The 23,556-nt window shown below is 71.9% G+C and carries 22 protein-coding genes; 12 read left to right on the top strand and 10 right to left on the bottom strand.

Translation table 11 applies throughout. The features are described from left to right. Nucleotides 1-7: 7 nt before the first annotated feature. Together ACSNN7_RS16385 and ACSNN7_RS16390 are read left to right on the top strand one after the other, a co-directional pair. Entirely contained in the window at nt 8-967 is a 960-nt protein-coding gene (locus ACSNN7_RS16385) for a GNAT family N-acetyltransferase (protein ID WP_436681663.1), read from the top strand. 104 nt (nt 968-1,071) lie between these two features. Continuing rightward, the gene (locus ACSNN7_RS16390; RefSeq protein WP_436681664.1) at nt 1,072-1,980 is read left to right on the top strand and encodes a hypothetical protein; all 909 of its coding nucleotides are present in this window, start codon (nt 1,072-1,074) and stop codon (nt 1,978-1,980) included. Between the two features lie 260 nt (nt 1,981-2,240). On the opposite strand, the gene ACSNN7_RS16395 is transcribed toward ACSNN7_RS16390, so the two are convergent. From ACSNN7_RS16395 to mshB, 3 genes are all read right to left on the bottom strand, one after another. Then, nucleotides 2,241-2,705, bottom strand: a complete 465-nt coding sequence (locus ACSNN7_RS16395) for a hypothetical protein (RefSeq protein ID WP_436681665.1) — start codon at nt 2,703-2,705, stop codon at nt 2,241-2,243. Between the two features lie 81 nt (nt 2,706-2,786). Next, complete coding sequence (locus tag ACSNN7_RS16400; protein ID WP_436681691.1) at nt 2,787-3,227, bottom strand: hypothetical protein; 441 nt, start codon at nt 3,225-3,227, stop codon at nt 2,787-2,789. A gap of 17 nt (nt 3,228-3,244) precedes the next feature. Further along, nucleotides 3,245-4,168, bottom strand: coding sequence for an N-acetyl-1-D-myo-inositol-2-amino-2-deoxy-alpha-D-glucopyranoside deacetylase (gene mshB / locus ACSNN7_RS16405; RefSeq protein ID WP_436681666.1), 924 nt, complete (start codon nt 4,166-4,168; stop codon nt 3,245-3,247). An 86-nt stretch (nt 4,169-4,254) separates the two neighbouring features. Between mshB and ACSNN7_RS16410 the strand changes: the two genes are divergently transcribed. Further along, nucleotides 4,255-6,396, top strand: a complete 2,142-nt coding sequence (locus ACSNN7_RS16410) for a prolyl oligopeptidase family serine peptidase (protein WP_436681667.1) — start codon at nt 4,255-4,257, stop codon at nt 6,394-6,396. Nucleotides 6,397-6,421: 25 nt separating this feature from the next. Here ACSNN7_RS16410 and ACSNN7_RS16415 read toward each other — a convergent pair whose 3' ends face one another. After that, nucleotides 6,422-6,844 (bottom strand): MarR family winged helix-turn-helix transcriptional regulator, encoded by a 423-nt coding sequence (locus tag ACSNN7_RS16415; protein ID WP_436681668.1) that lies wholly within the window; start codon nt 6,842-6,844, stop codon nt 6,422-6,424. Nucleotides 6,845-6,930: 86 nt separating this feature from the next. Here ACSNN7_RS16415 and ACSNN7_RS16420 point away from each other — a divergent pair, with 86 nt between their 5' ends. Continuing rightward, nucleotides 6,931-7,929, top strand: coding sequence for a quinone oxidoreductase family protein (locus ACSNN7_RS16420; protein WP_436681669.1), 999 nt, complete (start codon nt 6,931-6,933; stop codon nt 7,927-7,929). Nucleotides 7,930-8,012: 83 nt separating this feature from the next. Here ACSNN7_RS16420 and ACSNN7_RS16425 read toward each other — a convergent pair whose 3' ends face one another. The 5 genes from ACSNN7_RS16425 to ACSNN7_RS16445 form a co-directional block, all read right to left on the bottom strand. Next, the gene (locus ACSNN7_RS16425; protein ID WP_436681670.1) at nt 8,013-9,755 is read right to left on the bottom strand and encodes an ABC transporter substrate-binding protein; all 1,743 of its coding nucleotides are present in this window, start codon (nt 9,753-9,755) and stop codon (nt 8,013-8,015) included. A 132-nt stretch (nt 9,756-9,887) separates the two neighbouring features. Continuing rightward, nucleotides 9,888-10,874 (bottom strand): ABC transporter permease, encoded by a 987-nt coding sequence (locus ACSNN7_RS16430; protein WP_436681671.1) that lies wholly within the window; start codon nt 10,872-10,874, stop codon nt 9,888-9,890. A gap of 10 nt (nt 10,875-10,884) precedes the next feature. Then, a complete protein-coding gene (locus ACSNN7_RS16435; protein WP_436681672.1) occupies nt 10,885-11,895 on the bottom strand; it encodes an ABC transporter permease in 1,011 nt (336 codons plus the stop codon). Next, nucleotides 11,892-13,049: a dipeptide ABC transporter ATP-binding protein gene (locus ACSNN7_RS16440; RefSeq protein WP_436681673.1), complete on the bottom strand. Its 1,158-nt coding sequence runs from the start codon at nt 13,047-13,049 to the stop codon at nt 11,892-11,894. The genes ACSNN7_RS16435 and ACSNN7_RS16440 overlap by 4 nt, the downstream gene beginning before the upstream one ends. Further along, complete coding sequence (locus ACSNN7_RS16445) at nt 13,046-14,134, bottom strand: ABC transporter ATP-binding protein (protein WP_436681692.1); 1,089 nt, start codon at nt 14,132-14,134, stop codon at nt 13,046-13,048. The genes ACSNN7_RS16440 and ACSNN7_RS16445 overlap by 4 nt, the downstream gene beginning before the upstream one ends. Nucleotides 14,135-14,386: 252 nt before the next feature. On the opposite strand from ACSNN7_RS16445, the gene ACSNN7_RS16450 reads away from it, so the two are divergent. The 6 genes from ACSNN7_RS16450 (at nt 14,387) to ACSNN7_RS16475 (ending at nt 21,853) form a co-directional block, all read left to right on the top strand. Beyond that, nucleotides 14,387-14,932, top strand: a complete 546-nt coding sequence (locus ACSNN7_RS16450) for a Uma2 family endonuclease (protein WP_436681674.1) — start codon at nt 14,387-14,389, stop codon at nt 14,930-14,932. Nucleotides 14,933-14,965: 33 nt separating this feature from the next. Further along, nucleotides 14,966-16,402 (top strand): TldD/PmbA family protein, encoded by a 1,437-nt coding sequence (locus ACSNN7_RS16455; protein ID WP_436681675.1) that lies wholly within the window; start codon nt 14,966-14,968, stop codon nt 16,400-16,402. Then, nucleotides 16,399-17,790 carry a TldD/PmbA family protein gene (locus ACSNN7_RS16460; RefSeq protein WP_436681676.1) on the top strand — a complete coding sequence of 464 codons (1,392 nt, stop codon included), beginning with the start codon at nt 16,399-16,401 and terminating at the stop codon, nt 17,788-17,790. Before ACSNN7_RS16455 ends, ACSNN7_RS16460 begins: the two co-directional genes overlap by 4 nt. A gap of 266 nt (nt 17,791-18,056) precedes the next feature. Then, a complete protein-coding gene (locus ACSNN7_RS16465; protein WP_436681677.1) occupies nt 18,057-18,860 on the top strand; it encodes a hypothetical protein in 804 nt (267 codons plus the stop codon). 12 nt (nt 18,861-18,872) lie between these two features. Continuing rightward, complete coding sequence (locus ACSNN7_RS16470) at nt 18,873-20,786, top strand: fumarate reductase/succinate dehydrogenase flavoprotein subunit (protein WP_436681678.1); 1,914 nt, start codon at nt 18,873-18,875, stop codon at nt 20,784-20,786. Next, nucleotides 20,786-21,853 carry a succinate dehydrogenase/fumarate reductase iron-sulfur subunit gene (locus ACSNN7_RS16475; RefSeq protein WP_436681679.1) on the top strand — a complete coding sequence of 356 codons (1,068 nt, stop codon included), beginning with the start codon at nt 20,786-20,788 and terminating at the stop codon, nt 21,851-21,853. Before ACSNN7_RS16470 ends, ACSNN7_RS16475 begins: the two co-directional genes overlap by 1 nt. 152 nt (nt 21,854-22,005) lie before the next feature. Here the strand turns inward: ACSNN7_RS16475 and ACSNN7_RS16480 are convergent, their stop codons facing one another. Then, complete coding sequence (locus tag ACSNN7_RS16480) at nt 22,006-22,395, bottom strand: (deoxy)nucleoside triphosphate pyrophosphohydrolase (protein WP_436681693.1); 390 nt, start codon at nt 22,393-22,395, stop codon at nt 22,006-22,008. 237 nt (nt 22,396-22,632) lie between these two features. Between ACSNN7_RS16480 and ACSNN7_RS16485 the strand changes: the two genes are divergently transcribed. Then, a complete protein-coding gene (locus tag ACSNN7_RS16485) occupies nt 22,633-22,941 on the top strand; it encodes a 4a-hydroxytetrahydrobiopterin dehydratase (protein ID WP_436681680.1) in 309 nt (102 codons plus the stop codon). 282 nt (nt 22,942-23,223) lie between these two features. After that, nucleotides 23,224-23,547: a hypothetical protein gene (locus tag ACSNN7_RS16490; RefSeq protein ID WP_436681681.1), complete on the top strand. Its 324-nt coding sequence runs from the start codon at nt 23,224-23,226 to the stop codon at nt 23,545-23,547. Nucleotides 23,548-23,556: the final 9 nt, after the last annotated feature.

Below are 23,556 nucleotides of genomic sequence, written 5' to 3' on the forward strand. Positions count from 1 at the left end.
GTCGATCGTGCTCCGACAGCAGGACGTGGGCCACCGGATCGTGGTGCGCCGCATTGTGGGGATTCGTGAGGGCCGGCCCCTCTTCTCGGACGCTCTCGGCGAGCTGGTCGAGCTGACCGAGACCCATCTCACTCTCGCCACCACGCAGGGCCGGTTGCGGGTGCCGGTGACCGAGGTGCACCGGGCCAAGCGGGTCCCGCCGACCCGCCGGCCGACCGCCGCCGCCGTGGTCGAGCTGGAGCTGGCCTCCGACGAGGCCTGGCCGGCCGCCGTCCGGGGCAGGCTGGGCGACTGGCTGCTGCGCGCCGCCGCCGGCTGGTCCGGCCGGGCCAACTCGGCGCTGCCGGTGGGCGATCCGGACCGGCCGTTGCCCGCCGCCCTGGACGCGGTGGAACGCTGGTACGCCGAGCAGGGCCAACCGGCCATGGTGAACACTCCGCTGCCGCTGGCCGCGCCGGTCGGCGCGGAGCTGGACGCCCGGGGCTGGGGCAGCCGACCGCCGGTGCTGGTGCAGACCGTCGCCCTCGCCGCGGTGCCGCCGGCCGAGCCGGCCCGGCCCGGTGCGCCGCCGGTCGAGCTGGCCGCCGCCCCGTCGCCGGACTGGCTCGCGATCGCCGCCGGCCGCAAGGGTGGCCTCCCGGACGCCGCGCGGCACGTGCTCACCGCCGTGGACCGGGTCCGCTTCGCCCACGTGTACGCCGACGGCACGCTGGTCGCGATCGGCCGGGGCACCGTCACCGGGCAGGGACGCTGGCTCGGGCTCAGCCTGATCGAGGTGGTGCCCGAGGCCCGGCGGCGCGGGCTGGCCGTCCGGGTGATGCGGGCCCTGGTCGACTGGGGTGTGGCGGAGGGGGCGACGCACGCCTTCCTCCAGGTGGAACAGCGCAACACCGCCGCGGTGACGCTCTACCGGCGGCTGGGCTTCACCACCCACCACACCTACCTGACCCGCGTCGCGCCGGACTGAGGACCGGGAGGTTCCCGCAGGTCGTTCGGGGTAGGGAAGGACTGGACGCGGCACGACGCATCGTCGCGACCCGTCACGACCCCGGACCAGGAAGGACCTGCTCGATGGCCACGCGCAACGCATCGGGGCGCGCCAGCGGCTCGACCGCGACGAAGAACGTCCCCGGCAACCAGACCCCGAACACCCCGGAGATCAACGAGAGCGAGATCGCCCGGCTCAAGGTCGACCAGCTCCGCGACCGGCTCCGCCGACGCGGCATCACCGGCACCGCCGACATGCGCAAGGACGAACTCGTCGAGACCCTGATCACGGCGCTGCGCGAGGGCCGCAAGACCACCCGCTCCGGCACCGGCCGCACGTCCCGCTCGGACTCAGCCCGCTCCAACTCCGGCGGCTCGAACTCCGGCTCGTCGACCTCCGGTCGGTCGAAGTCCGGCGGCTCGGGTTCCGGCTTCTCCAACTCCAGCTCCTCCAACTCCGGTCCGTCGAACTCCGGTGGCTCGGCTTCCGACGGCAAGTCGGCCGCCCCGGAGGGCTCCGGCTCGCGTCGTTCCGGATCGGACGCGGCGGAGTCGGCGTCCCCGGAGGTGGAGCTGGCGGAGGTGGAGCGGCGCGCAGCGGAGCTGGCGGACGTGACGCCACTGGCCATGGAGGTCGAGGAGGTCGAGCGGCGCGCGGCGGAGCTGGAGGAGGCGGTGGCCGAGTCGTCGCCGCCGAAGGCCGCACGCCCGGGTGGGAGCGTCCCGCAGCCCCGGTCCGGCGGCGGCGACGCGGCCGGGCACGTCGCCGACCGGCAGCCGGTCCGGACCCCGGACGAGCGGACCGGACCGGCGCTGACCCTGGACACCGCCGACCGGGTGCTCACCTCGATGGTGCCGGCGGAGATGGAGCCGGTCGACGAGGTGGTCACCCCGGAGGGCACCGTGCTCACCGCCGGGAACGGCGCGGCGGTGGACACCCCGCCACTGCCGGGAACGGAGGCCCGAAACCCGGCTTCCTCCCCCGCCCGCTAGGCGACGCCACCGGGTCCGGGGAACCGTCGACGAGATCCGCCTCCCGGCTCGCGCTCGGGCCGGGCGGAACGGGACCGGCGGGGCCGGGCAGGACAAGGGCGGGGCCGGGCGGACGGGCGAAACAGCAATGAGCGACATTCCTGAGCGGCATATTTATGCCTCTCAGGAATGTCGCTCACACCAACGTTGCCGCCCACGCCCGACCCGCCGCAGCGATGAACGGACCCGGCGATCGGGACGGGACCGGACGGTCCGACGGGTCAGCGGCGGACGACCCGGCGCGGCTTGGCCAGCTTGACCTCGGCGTACCGCTTGAGCTGCTGCGAGCGGTGGTCGAGGCCGAGCGCGGTGAGCACCAGGTAGCCGATCGCCACACCGGCCCCGGCGGCCAGCAGGTAGAGCCAGATCTGGGCGAAGAAGAGCCCGGCGCCCCCGCCGAACGGGTTGTCGCCGACCAGCAGCGGCCCGACCAGCACGGTCAGCAGCAGCGCCGCGAGCATGGCCGCGCCCACGTCCGCGCCCCAGCGCCCGGCGGGACGGGTACGACCCTGGACGAAGACCACCCCGGCGAGGATTAGCCCGATCACCACGAACATGCCCAGCGATACCCGGTCGGCGGCGGTGTCGTTCCCGTCGAAGCCGAGTTTGATGATCACCCGAGCCACCACGTTGACCGCGAACAGCGCCCCCGCGAGCACGCCGACCGCGCGCCACCGATTCCCCATCGCACGCCTCCCGCCGTACCGCCCGCCCCAGTGACGGGCCTTCTGGCAGGAATGTCTACCACCACAGCCTGTGTGCCGTCATCACCCGTCGTGACGTCGCTGCGGCGGGCCGAGGATCTGCCGGAACGCCATCACCGCGAAGGTCATCGCCCCGGCGGTGATCATGCCCAGACCGACCCAGTTGTCCCCGGCGACGAGCAGGTCGCCCTCGGTGGTGCGGACCGCCGCCACGGCCATCAGCACGAACCACGGCAGCGCGGGCAGCGCGACCGCCCACTTCCGGCCCACCGTGGTGTACGCGAACCAGCTCACCGCGATCGCCGCACCGATGGTGACCAGCACCGAGACCCCGATCAGGTGCCCGCCCACCCGGACGGTGGAGAGCAGCAGCCCGAGCAGGGCCACCAGCACCCCGCCGACCACCGACACCAGCCCACCGGCGATCCGCAGGGCGAGGTCGGCCAGCCGCGTGGACCGGCTCGGCGGCGGCGTCGGCGCGACCTGCTCCTCGATGACCGGCATCGGCGCGGCGGGCAGGGTCACCGGAGCCCGGCCACCGCGACCGGGGAGCGGTCCTGGCCGTCCGTGAGCAGCCCGGCGAAGAGGTCGTCCTCCCAGCCGTACGGGCCCTTGCCGGGGCCCTTCTCGCCCACCGCGAGGGTGAAGTACTCCACGCCCATGAACTCGGCGCCGAAGTTGCCGGCGATCGAGTACAGCCACGAGTTGGCCGGGATCTGGGTGGCGTGCGCGCGCATCGCCGCCTCCTTGGCGGCGTGCTGGTCGGTGGCGTCGATCCGGGCGGCGATCTCCGCGTCCGGCGTGCCGAAGGGCAGCTCGTCGATGCTGCCGATGCCGTCGAACGGGTTGTCCGACGCCTCGGTGAACTGGGTCAGGCCGGCCTCCATCACGCTGCGCGGCAGGGCCGTCCAGTAGACCTTGGCCGGGGCGCAGCCCTCGGCGGCGGCCAGCTCGTGCGCCCGCATCGCCACCCGGTGGGCCTGGATGTGGTCGGGGTGCCCGTAGAAGCCGTTCGGGTCGTACGTGATCATGACCTGCGGGCGGACCTCGCGCATGATCTCCACCAGGTGCCCGGCGGCCTCGTCGAGGTCGGCCTGCCAGAAGGCCCGGGGGTGCTCGTTGGTGGCGAGGCCCATCATGCCGGAGTCCCGGTAGCGACCGGCACCGCCGAGGAAGCGGTGGTCGGTGACGCCGAGCGCGGCGCAGGCGGCCGCCAGCTCGCCGATCCGGTACCCGCCGAGCTGGTCGGCCTCGGCCGCGCAGAGCTGCGCCAGCTCCGGCACATGGATCTCGCCCTCCTCGCCGAGCGTGCAGGTCACCAGCGTGACGTGGGCGCCGTCGGCGGCGTACCACGCCATCGTCGAGCCGGTGCCGATGGACTCGTCGTCGGGGTGCGCGTGAACCAGCAACAGGCGTCGGTCGGGCAGCGTCGTCACGTCCGTCACTCTAACCGGCGGTCTCCGTCCGCCGAGCCTGACGCGTCCGCCCAGGTCGGCCACATCACGCCGCGAGCCGCCATACGATCTGGGCTGTGGACTTTCCCGAGCTGGCCGCCCGTACCCGTCGGTTCAGCCACGGGGCACCGCGCGCCGTTTCCGTGGCCGACGACGGCTCCCGGGTGGTCTTCCTCCGCTCGGGCGGTCCCGAGGATCCGGCCGAGGCGCTCTGGTCGCTCGACGTCGCCGGCGGCGAGGAACGCCTGATCGCCGACCCGGCCGTCCTGCTCGGGAACGAGGCCGGGCCGGGGACGCTCGCCCCGGGCGAGCGGGCGCTGCGCGAGCGGCTGCGGCTCAGCAGCGCCGGCATCGGCTCGTACGCCCTCGACGCGGCCGGCCGGGTGGCGGTCTTCGCGCTGGCCGGGCGGTTGTTCCGGGCCGACCTGGTGCACGGCGACGTGGTCGAGGTGAACACCGTTGGGCCGGTGATCGACCCACGGCCGGACCCGACGGGCGAGCGGCTGGCGTACGTCACCGACGCCGCCGAGGGCGTCCGGCGGGGCCAGCTGCGGGTGGTCGAGTCCGACGGCACCGACAACCTGCTGGCCGGCGAGGACTCCGGCGTGACCTGGGGGCTGGCGGAACACGTCGCGGCCGAGGAGTTCCACCGCTTCCGGGGCTACTGGTGGGCGCCGGACGGCCGGTCGGTGCTCGCCGCCCGGGTGGACGAGTCCCGGCTGCCGGTCTGGCACCTGCACGACCCGGCCGACCCGACGACCCCGCCGACCACCGTCGCGTACCCCCGGGCGGGCGGCCCGAACGCCGAGGTCAGCCTGCACCTGCTGGACCTCGACGGCGGCTGGGTCGACGTGCACTGGGACCGCGAGACCTACCCCTACCTGGCCTCGGTGGGCTGGGCCGACGGCGGGCCGCTGATCACGGTGCTGCGCCGCTCGCAGCAGCACGGCCTGGTGCTGGCCGTCGACCCGCGTACCGGGGAGACGCAGGTGCACGCCGAGCTGGCCGACCCGCGCTGGGTGGAGCCGATCCCCGGCACCCCGGCGCACCTGCCCGACGGCCGGGTGCTGGTCGGCGGGGAGCTGGCCCACGACGGGTACGACGCGCGCTGCCTCTTCGCCGACGGCACCCTGCTCACCCCGCCGTCGCTCTACGTACGCCGGGTGGTGGGGCGGCTGCCGACGGGCAACGGCCCGGCGGACCTGCTGGTCGAGGCGAGCGAGGGCGAGCCGAGCCAGCGCCACCTGTACCGGGTCCGCACGATCATCGGCGGCGGCGTGGACGCCCGCCGGATGAGCGGCACCCCCGGCTGGCACACCGCCGCGGTCGGCGGGGACGTACTGGTGGTGGGCACCGCCTCGCTGGACGACGCCGGGACGAGCTGGTCGGTCTGGCGGGGTGACCGCGAGGTGGCCCAGTTGCGCTCGCTGGCCGCCACCCCGCCGTACGCCCCGCGTCCGATGCTGGTCCGGGTGACCGACCGACGGCTGCCGTCCGGGGTGCTCTACCCGAGCGACCACGTCAAGGGCACCCGGCTGCCGGTGCTGCTGGACGTCTACGGCGGCCCCGGGCACCAGGAGGTGGTAGCGGCGCGGGCGGCCTGGCTGGAGCGGCAGTGGTGGGCCGACTCCGGCTTCGCGGTGGTGACCGTCGACAACCGGGGCACTCCCGGGGTGGCCCCGTCGTTCGAGAAGGCGATCCACCGGCGGGTGGCGGACGTGATCCTGAGCGACCAGGTGGACGCGCTGACCGCCCTGGCGGGCAAGCACCCGGACCTGGACCTCGACCGGGTGGCGATCCGTGGCTGGTCCTTCGGCGGCTGGCTGGCCGGGCTGGCCGTGCTGCGCCACCCGGAGCTGTTCAAGTGCGGCATCGCCGGCGCCCCGGTCACCGACTGGGCGCTGTACGACACCGCCTACAGCGAGCGCTACCTGGGCCTGCCGGACGACGGCATCGACGTGTACGGCCACCACTCGCTGCTGGAGCTGGCCGCCGAGCCGCTGGTCGGAGCGGAGCAGGCCCGGCCACTGCTACTGGTGCACGGCCTGGTCGACGACAACGTGGTGGCCGCGCACACGCTACGGCTGTCGGCGGCGCTGCTGGCCACGGGGCGCCCGCACGCGGTGCTGCCGTTGACCGGGGCGACTCACCTGGCTGCCGACGGGCTCTCCGAGCGCCTGCTCCGGCTGGAGCTGGACTTCCTGCGTACGCACCTCTGAGAGGGTGTTCGGCCGCGGGTGCGTGTCAGCCCAGTGCTTTGCGCAGCAACGCCGTCAACTGGTCCTGTTCGTCGGGTGAGAGTCGCCCGACCGCCGTGCGGGCGAAGGTGAAGGCTGTTGCGAACCGGTGGTTGATCTCGTCTCCTCGAGGGGTTCGCGCGACGAGTCGTGCGCGGCGGTCCTGGGGATTCGGTTCGCGGGTGACGAGGCCGAGCGCTTCGAGGCGCGCGACGATCTGGGTGATGTTGGAGGCATCGCAGCCGAGCTCCTCGGCCAGGGCGCCCATGCCGCGTCGCTCATCGAGTCGTCCGAGCACACATGCCTGCGCCGGGCTGAGCGACAGCTCGGCTGCGGCCGCCTCGTAGGCGCGGTCGTATACGTCGACCAGGTCGAACAAGACGGCCTCGGCCTCGGACGAGGTGGTCACGGGTCCGTTCGGCAGTGCCATGGCTGCCAGCCTAGAACAGTTACTTGATGCGCTCAAATAGCTGTGCTCCAATGATCCTTGATTCACTCAAGTAACAAGGAGGGCCGATGGACACCAGAGTCGAGCGCACAGCGGGCGGCGCGATCGTGGAGCCGCAGATGAGCGCGGTCGTCCTTGACCGGTTCGGCGGAGCCGACGAACTTACGTCGCGCCGGATACCGCTCCCGGAGGTCGGCGACGACGACGTTCTCATCCGGGTGGAGTTCGCAGGGGTCGGGTCCTGGGACGCGGGCGAGCGGGAAGGGCACTACGACGGCGGTTTCGGTGTCGCCTCGACCTTCCCCTATGTCCTCGGCTGGGACGCGGCGGGCACGGTGGCCGCGGTCGGACGCAACGTCACCCGGTTCGACGTGGGCGAGCGTGTCTACGCTGCGACGGTGCCAGTGCCGCGTGGCGGCTTCTACGCCGAGTACGGCGTCGTCGAGGCGGAGTTCGTGGCGCGCGTGCCCGACCGGGTGCCGACCGAACAGGCCGGCGCGATGGCGTGGGATGCCCTGACTGCACTGAGCGGCCTCGATCTGCTCGGCCTGCGGCCGGACGAGACGCTCATGGTCTTCGGGGCCAGCGGGGGTATCGGGCACATGGCCCTGCAGCTGGCGCGGCACCGGGGCATCCGGGTGCTGGCCGTGGCCTCCGGTGACGACGGTGTCGCCCTGGCCCGGCGGCTGGGCGCCGACGACGCCGTCGACGGTCGCAAGGACGATGTGTTGGCTGCGGCTTTCGAGTTCGCACCAGGCGGGCTCGATGCGGCCCTGGTCACCGCGGGAGGCGAGACTGCCGAACGGTCTCTTCGCGCGATCAGGAACTCGGGGCGGATCGCGTGGCCGAACGGTGTCCTGCCCGCGCCTGTGACGTCGCTGGGCGCGACGGTGTCCTGCTACGACGGGGATCGAAGCCGCGCCGCCACCGATCGGCTGAACGCGATCATCGAGGCGAGCTCCTTCGAGGTCCACGTCGCCCGGAGCTTCCCGTTGGAGCGGGTCGGGGATGCGCATCGCGCCCTGAATGATCACTATGTCGGGAAGCTGGCCCTCAAGGTCGGATAGGACGCGACAAGCGGCCCGAGGCTCCGGCACGCGGAAGGCCCCGGCCGACACCGTTGTCGACCGGGGCCCGTCCCTACCGCCGGTTACTGCTTGACGTGCGCGTTGACGAACGCCGGGTAGCCGAAGACGCTGGAGATGAAGACCCCGCCGGCCTTCGAGCCGTGCACGACGTAGGCCACGTCGACGTAGAGCGGCACCACCGGGGCGTGCTCCTTCATGATCCGCTCATCGAGCTTGCCCCACTCCGGGCCCTGGTCGGCCGGGGCCAGGGCCAGGATCCGGTCGAACTCGGCGTTGATGGCCGGGTCGTTGAAGTAGGACTGGTTGCTGTTGCCCTCGGCCTTGATCGACCGGCCGTCGTAGAGCACCGGCAGGATCGACGCGCCGCTCGGCCAGTCCGCCGCCCAGCTGCCGAGGTACAGGTCCCAGGGGTTGTTCTTCTTCTTGATCTCGTCGAGCTTGGCGTCGTCCGGGATGTTCCGGATCGTGATCTTGAAGCCGGCCTTCTCCAGGTTGCTCTTGATCTGGGTGGCCAGCTCCTGCTCCGTCGAGTCGTCGGAGGCGCCGAGGACGAGCTGGGGGCTCTGGCCGCCGAGCAGCTCCTTGGCCTTGTCGATGTCGCCGCTGGCGCCCGCCGGGTACGCGTCGTACGCCTGGTAGCCGATCGTCGACGGCGGCATCAGCGTGGTCATCGGGGCCGCCACGGTGGCGCCCCCGAGGGTCTTGATCAGGCCGTCCCGGTCGATGGCGTAGTTCAGCGCCTGCCGGACCTTGAGGTCGGTGACCCGCTGGGTGTTGATGACCAGCTGGTTCGCGCTCGGCGTCGGGGAGAGGATGGTCCGCGACTTCAGGTTGGCGTCACCGGCGACCTTGGCGACCAGCGAGGCGGGCACGAAGTTCCACGCCAGCGCGCTCTGGTCCGCGCCGTTGTCGGCGATCACCCGGTTGTTGGCGGCGTCGGCGGTCGGGCCGAACGTCCAGACGAACTGGTCCGGGTACTGGTGGCGCACCGGGTCGGTCTTCGGGTCCCAGTTCGGGTTGCGGTCCAGGGTCAGCTGCACGCCGACCTGGTGCTTCGCGACCTTGTAGGGCCCGGACGAGAAGGGCTTCTGGTCGAGGTTGACGCCGGTGTCCATCTCGGGCTTGAGCGGCGCGGTGGTCGGCAGCGAGACGGCGAACGGCAGGTCGCAGCGGGGCTTGGTGAACTCGAAGCGCAGCGTCTTCGCATCCGGCGTGGTCAGCCCCGGGGGCAGGCCGGTCTTGTTCTTCTTGAAGTCCCACTTGGTGTCGAACTGCGGGCTGTCGGCCAGCCACTCCTGGAGGTAGGTCGGGCCGCCGGACAGGTCGGGGTCGAAGGAGCGGGCGATGCCGTACGCGATCTCCTTGGCGGTGATCGGGCTGCCGTCCTCGAACTTCACCCCGTCCTTGATCTTGAATTCCCAGACCTTGCAGTCGTTGTTGACGTTGGTGCCGGGCGTCTCGGCCAGGTCACCGACGAGCACCAGGCCACCCTTGCCGTCGTCCTTCCAGGTGGTCAGGTAGCGGGCGAAGAGCGGGTTGGCCATCAGGCCGGCGAACGAGTACGTCCGCTGCGGGTCCAGGTGGGAGATGGGGGTCTCCCGGATGATGGTGAAGGTGCCGCCCTTCTGGGCGCCGTCCACCTCGGCCGCCGGCCCCTGGGAGTCCTTGGGGTCGGTCGCGATCACCCCGGTCTGCTGCCGGTTGTTGTCCACCACCGGACCGTCGTCCGTGTTCTTCGTGCACGCGCCCAACGCCACAACCAGTGCGATGGCGCCGGATGCGGCTGCCGCCACCCGTGGTCGCATGTCGTACCTCCTCCACCGTGTGCTCTGCGGGCGCCGGGCGGGGAACCGCCGACGTCCCGAGGATCGTAAAGAAGAAAACCTTCGAATTGTGTAACAGTTGTCGATAAATTTTGACGCCAACCGGCGCCGGCGTCAGCCCAGCCGGACCCGGGGGTCGATCGCGGCGTAGAGCAGGTCCACGACCAGGTTGGCGACCACCACGAAGAAGGCCGAGATCAGCACGGTGGCCATGATGGTGGGCAGGTCACCGGCCTTGACCGCGTCCACGGCGGTACGCCCCAGCCCGGTCAGGCCGAAGGTCAGCTCGGTGATCACCGTGCCGCCCAGCGCCCCGCCGACGTCCAGCCCGGCGATGGTCACCACCGGGGTGATCGCCGCGCGCAGCGCGTGCCGCCCGTACACCTGGGGTTTGGCCAGGCCCTTGGCCCGCGCGGTCCGGACGAAGTCCTCGGAGAGCGTCTCCAGCATCTGGGCCCGGGACAGCCGGGCGTAGATCGCGGAGAAGAGGAAGGCCAGCGCGACCCAGGCGAGCACCAGCCCGCTCGCCCACTTCAGCGGGTTGTCGAGGATCGACGTGTAGCCGGGCACCGGCAGCAGGCGGGTCGTGTAGACGAAGACCAGCATCAGCACCGCGCCGACGAAGTAGAGCTGCAACGACGCGCCGGTCAGCGAGAAGCCGATCGCCGCCCGGTCCACCCAGGTGCCCCGGCGTAGCGCGGAGACCATGCCGAGGCCGACCCCGAGCAGCAACCAGAGGATCGCTGCCGGGATCACGATGCTCAGGGTCACCGGCAGCACCCGGGCGATGGTGTCGGAGACCGCCTCGTTGGCCACGTACGACCAGCCGAGGCAGGGCGCGTCGCACCGGCCGCCCTGGGCGCTGCCCAGGTCCCGTCCGGTGACGATGCCCTTCATGTAGCCGGCGTACTGGGTGACGAGCGGGTCGCGCAGTCCCAGCTCCTGGCGGACTCGCTCGAGCCGCTCCGGGTTGCAGTTCTTCGGGCACATGCCGCTGACCGGGTCGCGGGGCAGCGCGAAGAACATCAGGAAGGTCAGCACGCTCACCACGAAGAGGGTGAGGGCGGCGGAGAAGATCCGCTTGATCAGGAAACGGGCCATGTCGGCACCCCTACCGCGACGACTTCGGGTCGAGCGCGTCGCGCAGCGCGTCCCCGAAGAGGTTGAAGGCCAGCACCAGCGCGAAGATGGTGACGCCGGGGAAGAAGACGTACGCCGGGTCGGTCTGGAGGTAGTCCAGGCTCCGGTAGATCATCCGGCCGAAGCTCGGCGTCTCGTCGGTCAGCCCGACGCCGATGAAGGCCAGCGCCGCCTCGCTCGTGATGAACTGCGGCACCGCCAGCGAGAAGGCCACCAGGATCGGCGCCCAGATGTTCGGCAGCAGTTGCCGGAAGAGCATGTGCCCCAGGCCGGCGCCGCTGGCCCGGGCCGCCTCGACGAACTCCCGCTCGCGCAGCGCGATCACCTGCCCGCGGACCAGGCGGGCGGTGCTGGTCCAGCCGAAGACCGCGAAGATCACGATCAGCATCGCCACGCCGAACGCCTCGGGCACCGCGTCGCGCTCGCCGTAGAAGCGCAGCACCAGGGTGGGCGTCAGGGCCAGCGCGATGATCAGGAACGGCATGGCGAGGACCAGGTCGGTGATCCAGGTGATCACCGCGTCCACCCAGCCGCCCAGGTAGCCGGCGACCACGCCGAGCGTCACGCCGAGCGCGGTGCTGAGCACCGCCGCCGAGAAGGCGATCAGCAGGGAGGTCCGCAGGCCGTACACCATCCGGATGAAGATGTCCCGGCCGGTGCCGGGTTCCAGCCCGAACCAGTGTTCACCGGAGATGCCGCCCAGGTAGCCCAGCGGCATTCCGCAGCACCGGTCCAGCTTGTCCTTGAAGTCGTCGCCGGGGCCGATGCCGTAGACCAGGGACAGCAGCGGCGCGACCAGCGCCACCACCACGAAGAAGACCAGCAGCGCGCCGCTGATGCGGGCGGTCCGGTCGCGGCGCAGCCGGGCCAGCGCGAGCTGCCCGGGCGACCGGCCGACGACGCCGCCGCGCTTCGGGGCCTCGCCGTCGCCGCCGGACTCGATCTCGGCCAGCGCCACGCCCTCCACCGGGGACAGGCTCACCTCGCCACCTCCTCGCCGCTCGCGCCCACCGACCCGGCGGGAGCCGTCGGCTCCGCCGGGGCCACGGCCTGCACCGGGACCGCCGGGCTCGTGCCGGCAGGTTCCCCTTCGGGGCTCGTGCCGGCAGGTTCCCCTTCGGGGCTCGTGCCGGCCGGTTCCCCTTCGGGGAAGTGGCAGGCGGTGGACTGCCGGCCGCCGTCGCGGGGCACCAGGGCCGGTTCCTCGGTGGCGCAGATGTCCTGCGCCTTCCAGCACCGGGTCCGGAACCGGCAGCCCGAGGGCGGGTCCAGCGGCGTCGGCACGTCGCCGGCCAGCCGGATCCGCCCGGCCGGGCCGAGCGCCGTCACGTCCGGGATCGCCGACAGCAGGGCCCGGGTGTACGGGTGCTGGGGCCGCTCGTAGATGTCCGCCCGGTCGCCGATCTCGACGATCCGGCCGAGGTACATGACGGCGACCCGCTGGCAGAAGTGCCGCACCACGGCCAGGTCGTGGGCGATGAACACGAACGCCAGGTCGAGGTCGCGTTGCAGGTCGCGGAGCAGGTTGATCACCTGCGCCTGGATCGACACGTCCAGCGCGGAGACCGGCTCGTCGGCGACGATCAGCTTCGGCCGCAGCGCCAGCGCCCGGGCGATGCCGATGCGCTGCCGCTGCCCGCCGGAGAACTCGTGCGGGTAGCGGTTGTAGTGCTCCGGGTTGAGCCCGACCAGCTCCAGCAGCTCCTGCACCCGCTTGCGTACCCCGCCGGGCGGGTCGATGCCGTTGACCTGCAACGGCATCGCCACGATCCGGCCCACAGTGTGCCGGGGGTTCAGCGAGGCGTACGGGTCCTGGAAGATGATCTGCAGGTCCTGGCGCAGCGGCCGCAGCTCGCGCCGTCGGGCGTGGGTGATGTCCCGGCCGGCGAACTCGATGGTCCCGGCGCTGGGCTCCAGCAGCCGCACCAGCATCCGGCCGGTGGTGGTCTTGCCGCAGCCGGACTCGCCGACCAGGCCCAGGGTCTCCCCCGCCCGCACGTCGAAGTCCAGCCCGTCGACCGCCCGCACCAGCCCCCGGCTGCGCAGCCCGGTACGCACCGGGAAGTGCTTGCTCAGCCCGCGTACCCGCAGCAGCGGTTCGTCGGCCGCCGCCGTGGTCTCGACCTCCGCGCTCACCGGGCCACCCCCACGTGCGCCACGTCCTCCCGATAGAGCCGGCCGCGTTCCTCCGCCGGCAGGTGGCAGGCGACCAGGTGCCCGGCCTCGCCTGCCGGGCCCAGCTCGGGTACCTGGGTGCGGGAGCGGTCGCCGTTTCGGCCGGCGTACCGGCAGCGCGGGTGGAAGGCGCAGCCCGACGGCAGGTTGATCAGCGAGGGCGGCGTGCCGGGAATCGGCAGCAGGTCCGCCTCGGCGTCGCCGTGCAGCGAGGGCACGCTCGACAGCAACCCCCAGGTGTACGGGTGCTGCGGGCGCCGCAGCACCTGCTCGACGGTGCCCCGCTCGACCGCCCGGCCGCCGTACATCACCAGCACGTCGTCGGCGACCTGGGAGACCACGCCGAGATCGTGGGTGATCAGGATGATCGCCGAGTGGAACTCGGCCTGCAGGTCGGTGAGCAGGTCCAGGATCTGCGCCTGCACGGTCACGTCGAGCGCGGTGGTCGGCTCGTCGGCGATCAGCAGGTCCGGGTCGTTGACCAGCGCCATCGCGATCATGGCCCGCTGCCGCATGCCGCCGGAGAACTCGTGCGGGTACTGGTCGAAGCGGCGGGCCGGCTGCGGGATGCCCACCCGGCCGAGCATGTCGACCGCCCGGGTACGGGCCTCCCGCCGGCCCGCCCCCGGGTGGTGCACCCGGTACGCCTCGGCGATCTGCCGGCCGACCGTGTAGTACGGGTGCAGCGCCGACAGCGGGTCCTGGAAGATCATCGCCATGTCGCGGCCGCGCAGCCGGCGCACCTCCTCGTCTCCGAGACCGACGAGCTGCCGCCCGCCGAGGGTGATCCGGCCGGTGATGGTGGTCCGCTTGGCGTCGTGCAGGCCCAGGATGGCCAGCGAGGTGACGCTCTTGCCCGAGCCGGACTCGCCGACGATGCCGAGCGTGCGCCCGCGCGCCACGTCGAAGGAGACCCCGTCGACCGCGCGCACCACGCCGTCGGTGGTGGCGAAACTGACCCGCAGATCGTCGACGCGCAGGTGGGGCGCCTCGTCGGCGCGCTGCTCCGGTACGCCGGGGCGGTCGTCCGGCTGCGCGGACGGCACGGGTTCCGGACTGTCCACGACCGCCTCCCTCAGGTTGTAGAGAACCTACAACAAAGCTCTGAGGGCGAAAATAAGCTACAAGGGCGGCGCTGTCAGCGGCCCACAGCGTAACGAGTCGACAACGGGCGTGAACAGTCCTCACCAGGACATCCACCGCCGCAACTCGACGTCGTCGGCCCAGGCCCGCACGTCAGGTGCGACGATGGTCGCGGCAGGCACGGGAGAGTTCGCACCAGAGAGGCGGAGGTGACCATGACCGCGGCGGTGTTCGATCACGACGGCCTGTGGACCGAAGAGGAGTACCTCGCCCTCGGCGAGACGCGACAACGCGTCGAACTCTTCGACTGGAGCCTTCACGTGACTCCTGGGCCCACCCCCCTACACCAGAACATTTCCGGAGAACTCCGCGCCGCGCTCCGCCAGCCGGTGCGTGAGGCCGGCCTGCGGGTGCTCGAAGCCGTGAACGTCCGCCTGAGGCCGGGCCGGATCCCGATTCCCGACCTTGTCATCACCAACGCCGTCGACCTGCGCGTGCTCGTGATCGACGCCAGCGACGTGCATCTGGTGTGCGAGGTCATCTCGCCCAGCAACGCGGCCACGGACAAGGTGCTCAAGATGCACTACTACGCCGCCGGCATCGAGTGGTATCTGCTGGTCGACCAGGAGACCCTCACCATGCACCTCTATCAGCGGCAGGGTGGGCACTACGTCGAACGCTCGGTGACCAGGGCGGGTGAGGAGCTGGAGCTGACCGAACCGGTCAAGGCCACCATCCGTCCTGAGGAGCTGCTCGGCTGACGAACGTCGGTCGGCTCGCCTAGGGTCGGGCACATGACCGAGTTCGACGCGGCGTCGGCCGCCGTCCAGGCCGCCCTCGACGCGGGCGCCCGGTACGCGGACGCCCGGGTGATGCACCGCCGCTACGAGTCGATGTCAGCCCGCAACGGCGCGATCGAGGAGCTGACCCAGGACGAGAGCATCGGCCTGGGGGTGCGGGCGCTGGTCGGGTCGAGCTGGGGCTTCCACGCCGTACCCGAGCTCTCCGACGCCGCGGCCCGCGCTGCCGGCCGGCGCGCCGCGGCGGTCGCCGCCGCGAGCGCGCGGGTGCCCGGCCCGCCGATCGACCTGGTGCCGACCGAGGCGGCCGTGGCGAGCTGGGCCTCCGAGTGCCGGGTCGACCCGCTCGGGGTCGCCCTCTCCGACAAGGGCGACCTGCTGGTCGGCGCCACCGCGACGATGCGGGAGCACGGCGCCGACCTGGCCGAGGGGCTCTACCAGATCTGGGACACCGCCAAGTGGTTCGTCTCCAGCGAGGGGCACCGGATCGACCAGCGCATCCGCGAGTGCGGCGGCGGCATCTCGGCCACCTCCATCGGCGACGGCGAGACCCAGCGCCGCTCCTACCCCAGCTACCGGGGCCAGTACGGCACCACCGGCTGGGAGCTGGTCGAGTCGCTGGACCTCACCGCGCACGCCGCGCGGATCGCCGAGGAGTCCCGGGCGCTGCTCACCGCGCCCGAGTGCCCGGCCGGCGAGACCGATCTCATCCTCGGCGGCGAGCAGCTCGCGTTGCAGATCCACGAGTCGGTCGGGCACGCCATCGAGCTGGACCGCATCCTCGGCTGGGAGGCCGCCTTCGCCGGCACGTCCTGGTTGGACCTGGCCCAGCTCGGCTCGCTGCGCTACGGCTCCGAGCTGATGAACGTCACCATCGACCCGACCATCCCCGGCGCGCTGGGCAGCTTCGGCTTCGACGACGAGGGCTCCCCGGCGGTGCGCCGGGACGCGGTCCGCGAGGGGCGCTGGGTGGGCGTGCTCGCCGGCCGGGACTCGGCCGCCGTCGCCGGTCTCGACCACGGCGGCAGCGTACGCGCCGACGGCTGGGCCCGGCTGCCGATGGTGCGGATGACCAACGTGGGCCTGGAGCCGGGGCCGCACACCCTCGACGAGATCGTCGCGGCCACCGACGACGGCGTGCTGATGGACGTCAACCGCTCCTGGTCGATCGACGACAAGCGGCTCAACTTCCAGTTCGGCTGCGAGATCGGCTGGGAGGTGAAGAAGGGCCGGCGGGGGCGGATGCTGCGCAACCCCACCTACACCGGCATCGGTCCGCTCTTCTGGCGCTCGATGGACATGCTCTCCTCCGAGACCGTCGCCTGGGGCACGCCCAACTGCGGCAAGGGCCAGCCCGGCCAGATCGGCCACACCGGCCACCCGGCCGCGCCGGCCCGCTTCCGCAACGTCCGAGTGGGGGTACGCGCATGACCGAGCTGGACGTCGCCGGTCAGGTGGTCGAGCTGGTCCGCCGGATCGCCGGGCCGGACGCCCAGGCCGAGGTGGCGGTGACCCGGCACGACCTGGCGCTGACCCGGTTCGCCAACTCGTTCATCCACCAGAACGTCGCCGAGTCCGGCGTCTCGGTGCGCCTGCGCCTGCACGTCGACGGCCGGACCGCCGCCGGCGGCGGCAGCCTGGTCGACGCCGACGGGCTGCGTGCGCTGGTCGAGCGGACGGTGACGGCGGCGCGGCTCTGCCCGCCCGACCCGGCCTGGCCGGGGGTGACCCCACCCACCGCGGTGCGCTCCAGCGGTCTGCTCGACGAGGACACCGCCTACGCCGAGCCGGACGCCCGGGCGGACCGGGTCCGCGCCTTCGTCGACGCGGTGGGCGGCCTGGAGGCGGCCGGCTACTGCCGGACGTCGTACCGGTCCGGGGCGTTCGCCAACTCCGCCGGCCACACCGCGCAGGGGCGGACCACCGAGGCGGCGATGGACGGCATCGCCCGGGCCGGCGGCGCCGACGGGGTGGCCCGGCTCTGCACCGACCGCCTCGCCGACCTCGACGGGGCGGCGCTGGGCGCCCGGGCCGCCGGCAAGGCGCGCGCCGCCGCCGACCCCGTGGAGCTGCCCCCGGGGCGGTACGAGGTGGTGCTGGAGCCGGCCGCGGTGGCCGACCTGCTGCAGAACTTCTCCTGGTACGGCTTCAACGGCAAGCGGTACGCCGAGCGGCAGTCCTTCGCCGAGCCGGGCGCCGCCCAGTTCGATGCGTCGGTGACCCTGGTCGACGACCCGCTGCACGCCTCCACCCTCCCGTACGACCTGGAGGGCACCGCCCGGCGGGCGCTGACGCTGGTCGAGGCCGGGGTCACCCGGGCGGTGGCCCACGACCGGCGCAGCGGCGCCGAGGTGGGCACCGGGTCCACCGGCCACGGGATGGTCGGCGCGTCCACCTTCGGTCCGATCCCCCGCAACCTGCGCCTGCTCGCCGCGCCCGAGGGCGGTGGGCGGCTCGACGGTGGCGCCGACCCCGCACCCGGGGCGTTGGTGGACCACGACACCGCCGCACTGGTCGCCGGGATGGAGCGGGGGCTGCTGGTCAGCGACTTCTGGTACACCCGGGTGCTCGACCCGAAGAGCCTGGTGATCACCGGCCTCACCCGCAACGGGGTGTGGCTGGTGGAGGACGGCGTACCGACCCGGGCCGTACGCGACTTCCGGTTCACCGAGTCGTACCCGCGGATGCTGGCGCCGGGCGCGGTGCTCGGTCTCGGCCGGCGGCCGGTCCGCCAGCCGGACCGGCTGGACGGGGTCTGGTGGGAGGCGCCACCGCTGCGGCTGGCGGCGTGGAACTTCACCGGCGGGGCCTCCGGCTGACCGTCCGGTTCGACGGGAGACGATCTTTTCTCGTCACCGGACATTGATCATGCTCCGGGTCTTTCCAACCTGCGGGACACACGGGACACTGCGTTGCGCGGCCGGGCCGTGGAGATCGGCGTAACGTGTGTCACTTAGCTGCGCCGACATGCCGGTGCGGTCGTTGGTGTGCGCAAGACGTGACAGTGGACGCGGTCTCGCCGGTCCGCTGACCGTTCGGAACGTGATCCGCCGCCCGCGAGGGCCCCGTCAGGGAGACGACTCGAATGACATCAACGGCAACGAGGCCGCTGGCGCGGGCGCGCGCCGCCATCGCGGCGAAGACGTTGCGGACCGACCGATGGTGGCTTGCCCCACTGCTCACCTTCCTCGGGCTCAGCGCCTGGGTCGCGTACGCGACGGTCCGGGTCTTCATGCACGACTGGTACTGGGTCGACGCCTACCACTACCTGACCCCGTTCTACTCCCCGTGCGTGACCGAGCGGTGCGTCGAGGGCGCCTCGCACTTCGGCCGGTTCCTGCCCGGCTGGTGGATCATCCCGGACGCCGCGCTGACCCTGCCGTTCCTGCTGCTGTTCCGGTTGACCTGCTACTACTACCGCAAGGCGTACTACCGCTCGTTCTGGCTGTCGCCGCCGGCCTGCGCGGTGCCGGACGGGCACAAGGCGTACAGCGGCGAGACGCGGTTCCCGCTGCTCGGGCAGAACCTGCACCGCTACTTCTTCTACGCCGCCGCGATCATCTCGCTGATCAACACCTGGGACGCCATCCTGGCCTTCCACTCCCCCAAGGGCTTCGGGTTCGGGCTGGGCAACATCATCCTGCTGCTCAACGTGGTGATGCTCTGGGCGTACACCATCTCCTGCCACTCCTGCCGGCACATCATCGGCGGCCGCCTCAAGCACTTCTCCAAGCATCCGGTGCGCTACAAGGCCTGGACCGGCGTGTCCTGGCTCAACGTCCGGCACATGCAGCTCGCGTGGATCACCCTCGGCACCCTCGCCCTCACCGACTTCTACGTCATGGCGGTCGCCGCAGAGTGGATCAACGACCTGCGGTTCATCAACTAAGGGCCCCTGGACATGACTGAGACGCGAATCGAACGACACCACTACGACGTCGTCGTGATCGGGGCCGGCGGCGCCGGCCTGCGCGCGGCGATCGAGGCCCGGCTGGCCGGCAAGAAGACCGCGATCATCTCCAAGTCGCTCTTCGGCAAGGCGCACACCGTGATGGCCGAGGGCGGCGCGGCGGCCGCCATGGGCAACGTGAACAACCGGGACAACTGGCAGGTCCACTTCCGCGACACCATGCGCGGCGGCAAGTTCCTCAACAACTTCCGGATGGCCGAGCTGCACGCGAAGGAGTCGCCGCAGCGGATCTGGGAGCTGGAGACGTACGGGGCGCTCTTCGACCGCACCAAGGACGGGAAGATCTCCCAGCGCAACTTCGGCGGCCACGAGTATCCGCGGCTGGCGCACGTCGGCGACCGCACCGGCCTGGAGCTGATCCGCACCCTCCAGCAGAAGATCGTCTCGCTTCAGCAGGAGGACAAGCGCGACCTCGGCGACTACGAGGCCCGGATCAAGGTCTTCTCCGAGACCACCATCACCGAGCTGCTGCTCGACGGCGACCGGATCGCCGGCGCTTTCGGCTACTACCGGGAGTCCGGGGAGTTCGTGCTCTTCGAGGCCCCGGCGGTGGTGCTGGCCACCGGCGGGGTCGGCCGCTCCTACAAGGTCACCTCGAACTCGTGGGAGTACACCGGGGACGGCCACGCGCTGGCGCTGCGCGCCGGGGCGACGCTGATCAACATGGAGTTCCTCCAGTTCCACCCCACCGGCATGGTCTGGCCGCCCTCGGTGAAGGGCATCCTGGTCACCGAGTCGGTCCGCGGCGACGGCGGCGTGCTGAAGAACACCGACGGCAAGCGGTTCATGTTCGACTACGTCCCCGACGTCTTCCGCAAGCAGTACGCGGAGACCGAGGAGGAGGCCGACCGCTGGTACGACGACCCGGACAACAACCGGCGCCCGCCGGAGCTGCTGCCCCGCGACGAGGTGGCCCGCGCGATCAACAGTGAGGTCAAGGCCGGTCGGGGCACCCCCGCCGGTGGCGTTTACCTGGACATCGCCTCCCGGCTGCCGGCCGAGGAGATCCGCCGCCGGCTGCCGTCGATGTACCACCAGTTCAAGGAGCTGGCCGACGTCGACATCACCAAGGAGCCGATGGAGGTCGGCCCGACCTGCCACTACGTGATGGGCGGCGTCGAGGTGGACCCGGACTCGGGCGCCGCGTACGGCACCGTGCAGGGGCTCTTCGCCGCGGGCGAGGTCTCCGGCGGCATGCACGGCTCCAACCGGCTCGGCGGCAACTCGCTGTCCGACCTGCTGGTCTTCGGCAAGCGGGCCGGCGGGCACGCGGCGTCGTACACCGAGCAGCTCGGCGGGCGGCCGAAGGTGTCGATCGCCGCCGTCGAGACGGCCGTGGAGACGGCCCTGGCGCCCCTGCAGCGGGACACCGGCGAGAGCCCGTACACCCTCCAGCAGGACCTCCAGGCGGTGATGGGCGACCTGGTCGGCATCATCCGGCGCGAGGGCGAGCTGGTGGACGCGCTGAGCCGGCTGGCCGAGCTGCGCGAGCGGGTCGCCAAGGTCAGCGCCAGCGGCGGGCGGCGCTACAACCCGGGCTGGCACCTGGCCCTGGACCTGCGCAACATGCTGGTGGTGTCGGAGTGCACCGCGAAGGCCGCGCTGGAGCGGCAGGAGTCCCGGGGCGGGCACACCCGGGAGGACTTCCCGGCGATGGAGCCGAAGTGGCGGCGGGTGAACCTGGTCTGCTCCCTGGACGGCGACACCGTACGCCTGGACCACAAGCCGCTGCCGACGATGCGGCCGGAGCTGATCGGCCTCTTCGACCGCGCCGAGCTGGCCAAGTACCTGACCGACGAGGAGCTCGCGACGTTCGACGCCCTCGCTGAGGAGGCGGGCAAGTAATGGGCAACAAGCGACAGTTCCGGATCTGGCGGGGCGACGAGAGCGGCGGCGACCTGCAGGACTACATGGTCGAGGTCAACGAGGGCGAGGTGGTCCTCGACGTCATCCACCGGCTCCAGGCCACCGACGCGCCCGACCTGGCCTGCCGGTGGAACTGCAAGGCGGGCAAGTGCGGCTCCTGCTCGATGGAGATCAACGGCAAGCCGCGGCTGAGCTGCATGACCCGGATGTCGACCTTCGAGGAGGGCGAGACGGTCACAGTGACCCCGCTGCGCACCTTCCCGGTCATCCGGGACCTGGTCACCGACGTCTCGTTCAACTACGAGAAGGCGCGGGAGACGCCGGCCTTCGCGCCGCCGCCCGGCGTGGCCCCCGGTGACTACCGGATGCAGCAGGTCGACGTGGAGCGCTCGCAGGAGTTCCGCAAGTGCATCGAGTGCTTCCTGTGCCAGAACGTCTGCCACGTGATCCGCGACCACGAGGAGAACAAGCAGGCCTTCTCCGGCCCGCGGTACTTCATCCGGGCCGCCGAGCTGGACATGCACCCGCTGGACGCGAAGACCGACCGCAAGGATTACGCGCAGGCCGAGCAGGGGCTCGGATTCTGCAACATCACCAAGTGCTGCACCGAGGTCTGCCCCGAGCACATCAAGATCACTGACAACGGGATCATCCCCATGAAGGAGCGGGTCGTCGACCGCAGGTACGATCCCCTCGTGTGGCTTGGTAGCAAGATCTTCCGTCGGGGTGACACGCCCCAGAGCACCGCGAGCAGCGCGGGGAAGGAGTCCGTGGTGCACCGCAGCGCTCGTCAGGCTGGAGTCCACTCGCACGCGGGAGGGTCGCACGACTCCAACGCCGAGATCCAGGCCCAGCAGGGTGTGAACTGGCACCGCGAGGTCCCGCACCCGACCGCCCCGGCGGTCGACGCCACCGGCAAGCTGCCGCTGACGGAGCTGACCTTCGACCGGGCGGCGGCACCGTCGCCGTTCGGCGACGACGTCACCTTCCCGCTGCCGCCGGAGCACCTCAACTTCGCCCACCCGGGCCAGGACGAGAAGCACTGAGCACGACAGCAACGACGGGGGCCGCGGCGACAGCCGCCGGCCCCCGTCCCCTTTCCGCCTCCCTGCCGGTTTCCCACCGGCTCGCGAAGTGCGCCTGCCGAGTCGACGGGTCACGGCGACGACCCCACGGCTGACGGCAGCGCCCGGCGGGATCAGGGGGCGGGACGCAGGAGAGGGCGGAGGGCGGCCACGATGGGGACGTCGGCGGGGAGCCAGGTGACGGAGTCCAGCTCGGCGGCGGAGAGCCAGCGCATGCCCTGGTGCTCCAGCGCCTTGGGCTGGTCGTCGTGCAGGAGCCGGGCGAGGTACACCTTGAGCACCGAGCGGCCGTGGGCCATCCGGACGTCGCGGCCGACGCGGCCGCCGATCTCCACGCGTACGGCCAGTTCCTCGGCACACTCGCGGACCAGCGCGTCGGTCTCGCTCTCGCCCGGCTCGACCTTGCCGCCGGGGAACTCGTACATCCCGGCCACCTCCGGCGGCGCGGACCGCGCACAGGCCAGCACCTGCCCGTCGCGGATGATCGCCGCTCCGACGACCACCTTCGGCTCACGCCGCTCGGTCTGCCCGCTTCCGCCTACCCGTTCGGTCCGCACGGGCGTCCAGCGTGCCAGATCAATCGTCGGTTTGGGTACCGTCCCCGACCGGTAGGTCAGCAGAACACGGAAGTGTGGGCGTGGACACACCGCTGCGCTGACGACAGACTGATATACATCGCGAGGACACGGGACGGCGACGATTTGGCCACAAGCCGGCAACGACGCCTGGGAGGTGCAGTGATGCGCGCGCTGTTCAACAGCCGGGCGAAGCACGACTACCTCAGCGACGCGCTGACGCTCCTCACCGGGTGGACCCGCGAGGGCGAGCAGATCCGGCGGATCCTCGTCATGGACGACACCCAGCACGCCGCGCTGACCGAACGGGTCAAGGTGGTCGCGGACGCGCTCCGGCTGCGTCCGGAGATCAGCCGCCGGGACGAGGAGACCCAGATCCGGGTCGGGCACGGCGACGGCGAGCCGCTGACCGAGGGCGAGGTCCTGCTGGCGGCCCGCATCGAGGACGCGTACCGGGCCGTCACCGGCCCCTGAGCGGCCCAGCGCGCCGCCGCAGCCCCGTGGCAGGCGTCCATCGTCGGCCCCCGTCCGCCGCGCCCCCGGGCGACCGGAGGCGTCACTGCCAGGCTAGTGGCCCCCGCTGCACCCGGCCTCGCCGGAACGTGCCGGACCGGACCGGCCGAGCGGCCCCCTCCTGAGACTTTCCTGAGAGTCCGTCGTTTGGGCGAAGACGCCCAGGGTACAAGTTTCAGCGCGGGCGGGTCGATACCGCTCGTACAGGACGAATACCCCGGAGTGACCCCTTAGGAGCTGACCATGACCACGCCCACCGGCACCAACCTCACCACGCACGGCGACCACCTCGGCCACCACGACGTGCGCGTCGCGCGTCGGCACGGCGAGGAGACCAAGCCGTCGTGGAAGACCACCGAGCTGGCCGTCTACCTGCTCTCCGTGATCGGCGTGCTGATCGCCTCGAACGCCGTGGGCGACGGGGCCGCCGACAACGGCGGTGACTACTTCGCCGCCGACAAGGCCTGGTGGTACATCACCCTGCTGACCATCGGTTACCTGATCAGCCGCGGCCTGGCGAAGTCGGGCAGCCGCACCCGCGACGACGACCCGCGCACCAACCACTGACCCCCAACC

The sequence above is a fragment of the Micromonospora sp. URMC 105 genome, from assembly GCF_051386295.1.
GTDB lineage: Bacteria > Actinomycetota > Actinomycetes > Mycobacteriales > Micromonosporaceae > Micromonospora.

What these genes read in the sequence shown, in the direction of transcription:
- ACSNN7_RS16390 (WP_436681664.1), top strand. Translation starts at nt 1,072, where the DNA reads ATGGCCACGCGCAACGCATCGGGGCGCGCCAGCGGCTCGACCGCGACG.
- ACSNN7_RS16395 (WP_436681665.1), bottom strand. Translation starts at nt 2,705, where the DNA reads ATGGGGAATCGGTGGCGCGCGGTCGGCGTGCTCGCGGGGGCGCTGTTC.
- ACSNN7_RS16400 (WP_436681691.1), bottom strand. Translation starts at nt 3,227, where the DNA reads ATGCCGGTCATCGAGGAGCAGGTCGCGCCGACGCCGCCGCCGAGCCGG.
- ACSNN7_RS16415 (WP_436681668.1), bottom strand. Translation starts at nt 6,844, where the DNA reads ATGGCACTGCCGAACGGACCCGTGACCACCTCGTCCGAGGCCGAGGCC.
- ACSNN7_RS16420 (WP_436681669.1), top strand. Translation starts at nt 6,931, where the DNA reads ATGGACACCAGAGTCGAGCGCACAGCGGGCGGCGCGATCGTGGAGCCG.
- ACSNN7_RS16425 (WP_436681670.1), bottom strand. Translation starts at nt 9,755, where the DNA reads ATGCGACCACGGGTGGCGGCAGCCGCATCCGGCGCCATCGCACTGGTT.
- ACSNN7_RS16430 (WP_436681671.1), bottom strand. Translation starts at nt 10,874, where the DNA reads ATGGCCCGTTTCCTGATCAAGCGGATCTTCTCCGCCGCCCTCACCCTC.
- ACSNN7_RS16450 (WP_436681674.1), top strand. Translation starts at nt 14,387, where the DNA reads ATGACCGCGGCGGTGTTCGATCACGACGGCCTGTGGACCGAAGAGGAG.
- ACSNN7_RS16455 (WP_436681675.1), top strand. Translation starts at nt 14,966, where the DNA reads ATGACCGAGTTCGACGCGGCGTCGGCCGCCGTCCAGGCCGCCCTCGAC.
- ACSNN7_RS16460 (WP_436681676.1), top strand. Translation starts at nt 16,399, where the DNA reads ATGACCGAGCTGGACGTCGCCGGTCAGGTGGTCGAGCTGGTCCGCCGG.
- ACSNN7_RS16465 (WP_436681677.1), top strand. Translation starts at nt 18,057, where the DNA reads ATGACATCAACGGCAACGAGGCCGCTGGCGCGGGCGCGCGCCGCCATC.
- ACSNN7_RS16470 (WP_436681678.1), top strand. Translation starts at nt 18,873, where the DNA reads ATGACTGAGACGCGAATCGAACGACACCACTACGACGTCGTCGTGATC.
- ACSNN7_RS16475 (WP_436681679.1), top strand. Translation starts at nt 20,786, where the DNA reads ATGGGCAACAAGCGACAGTTCCGGATCTGGCGGGGCGACGAGAGCGGC.
- ACSNN7_RS16485 (WP_436681680.1), top strand. Translation starts at nt 22,633, where the DNA reads ATGCGCGCGCTGTTCAACAGCCGGGCGAAGCACGACTACCTCAGCGAC.
- ACSNN7_RS16490 (WP_436681681.1), top strand. Translation starts at nt 23,224, where the DNA reads ATGACCACGCCCACCGGCACCAACCTCACCACGCACGGCGACCACCTC.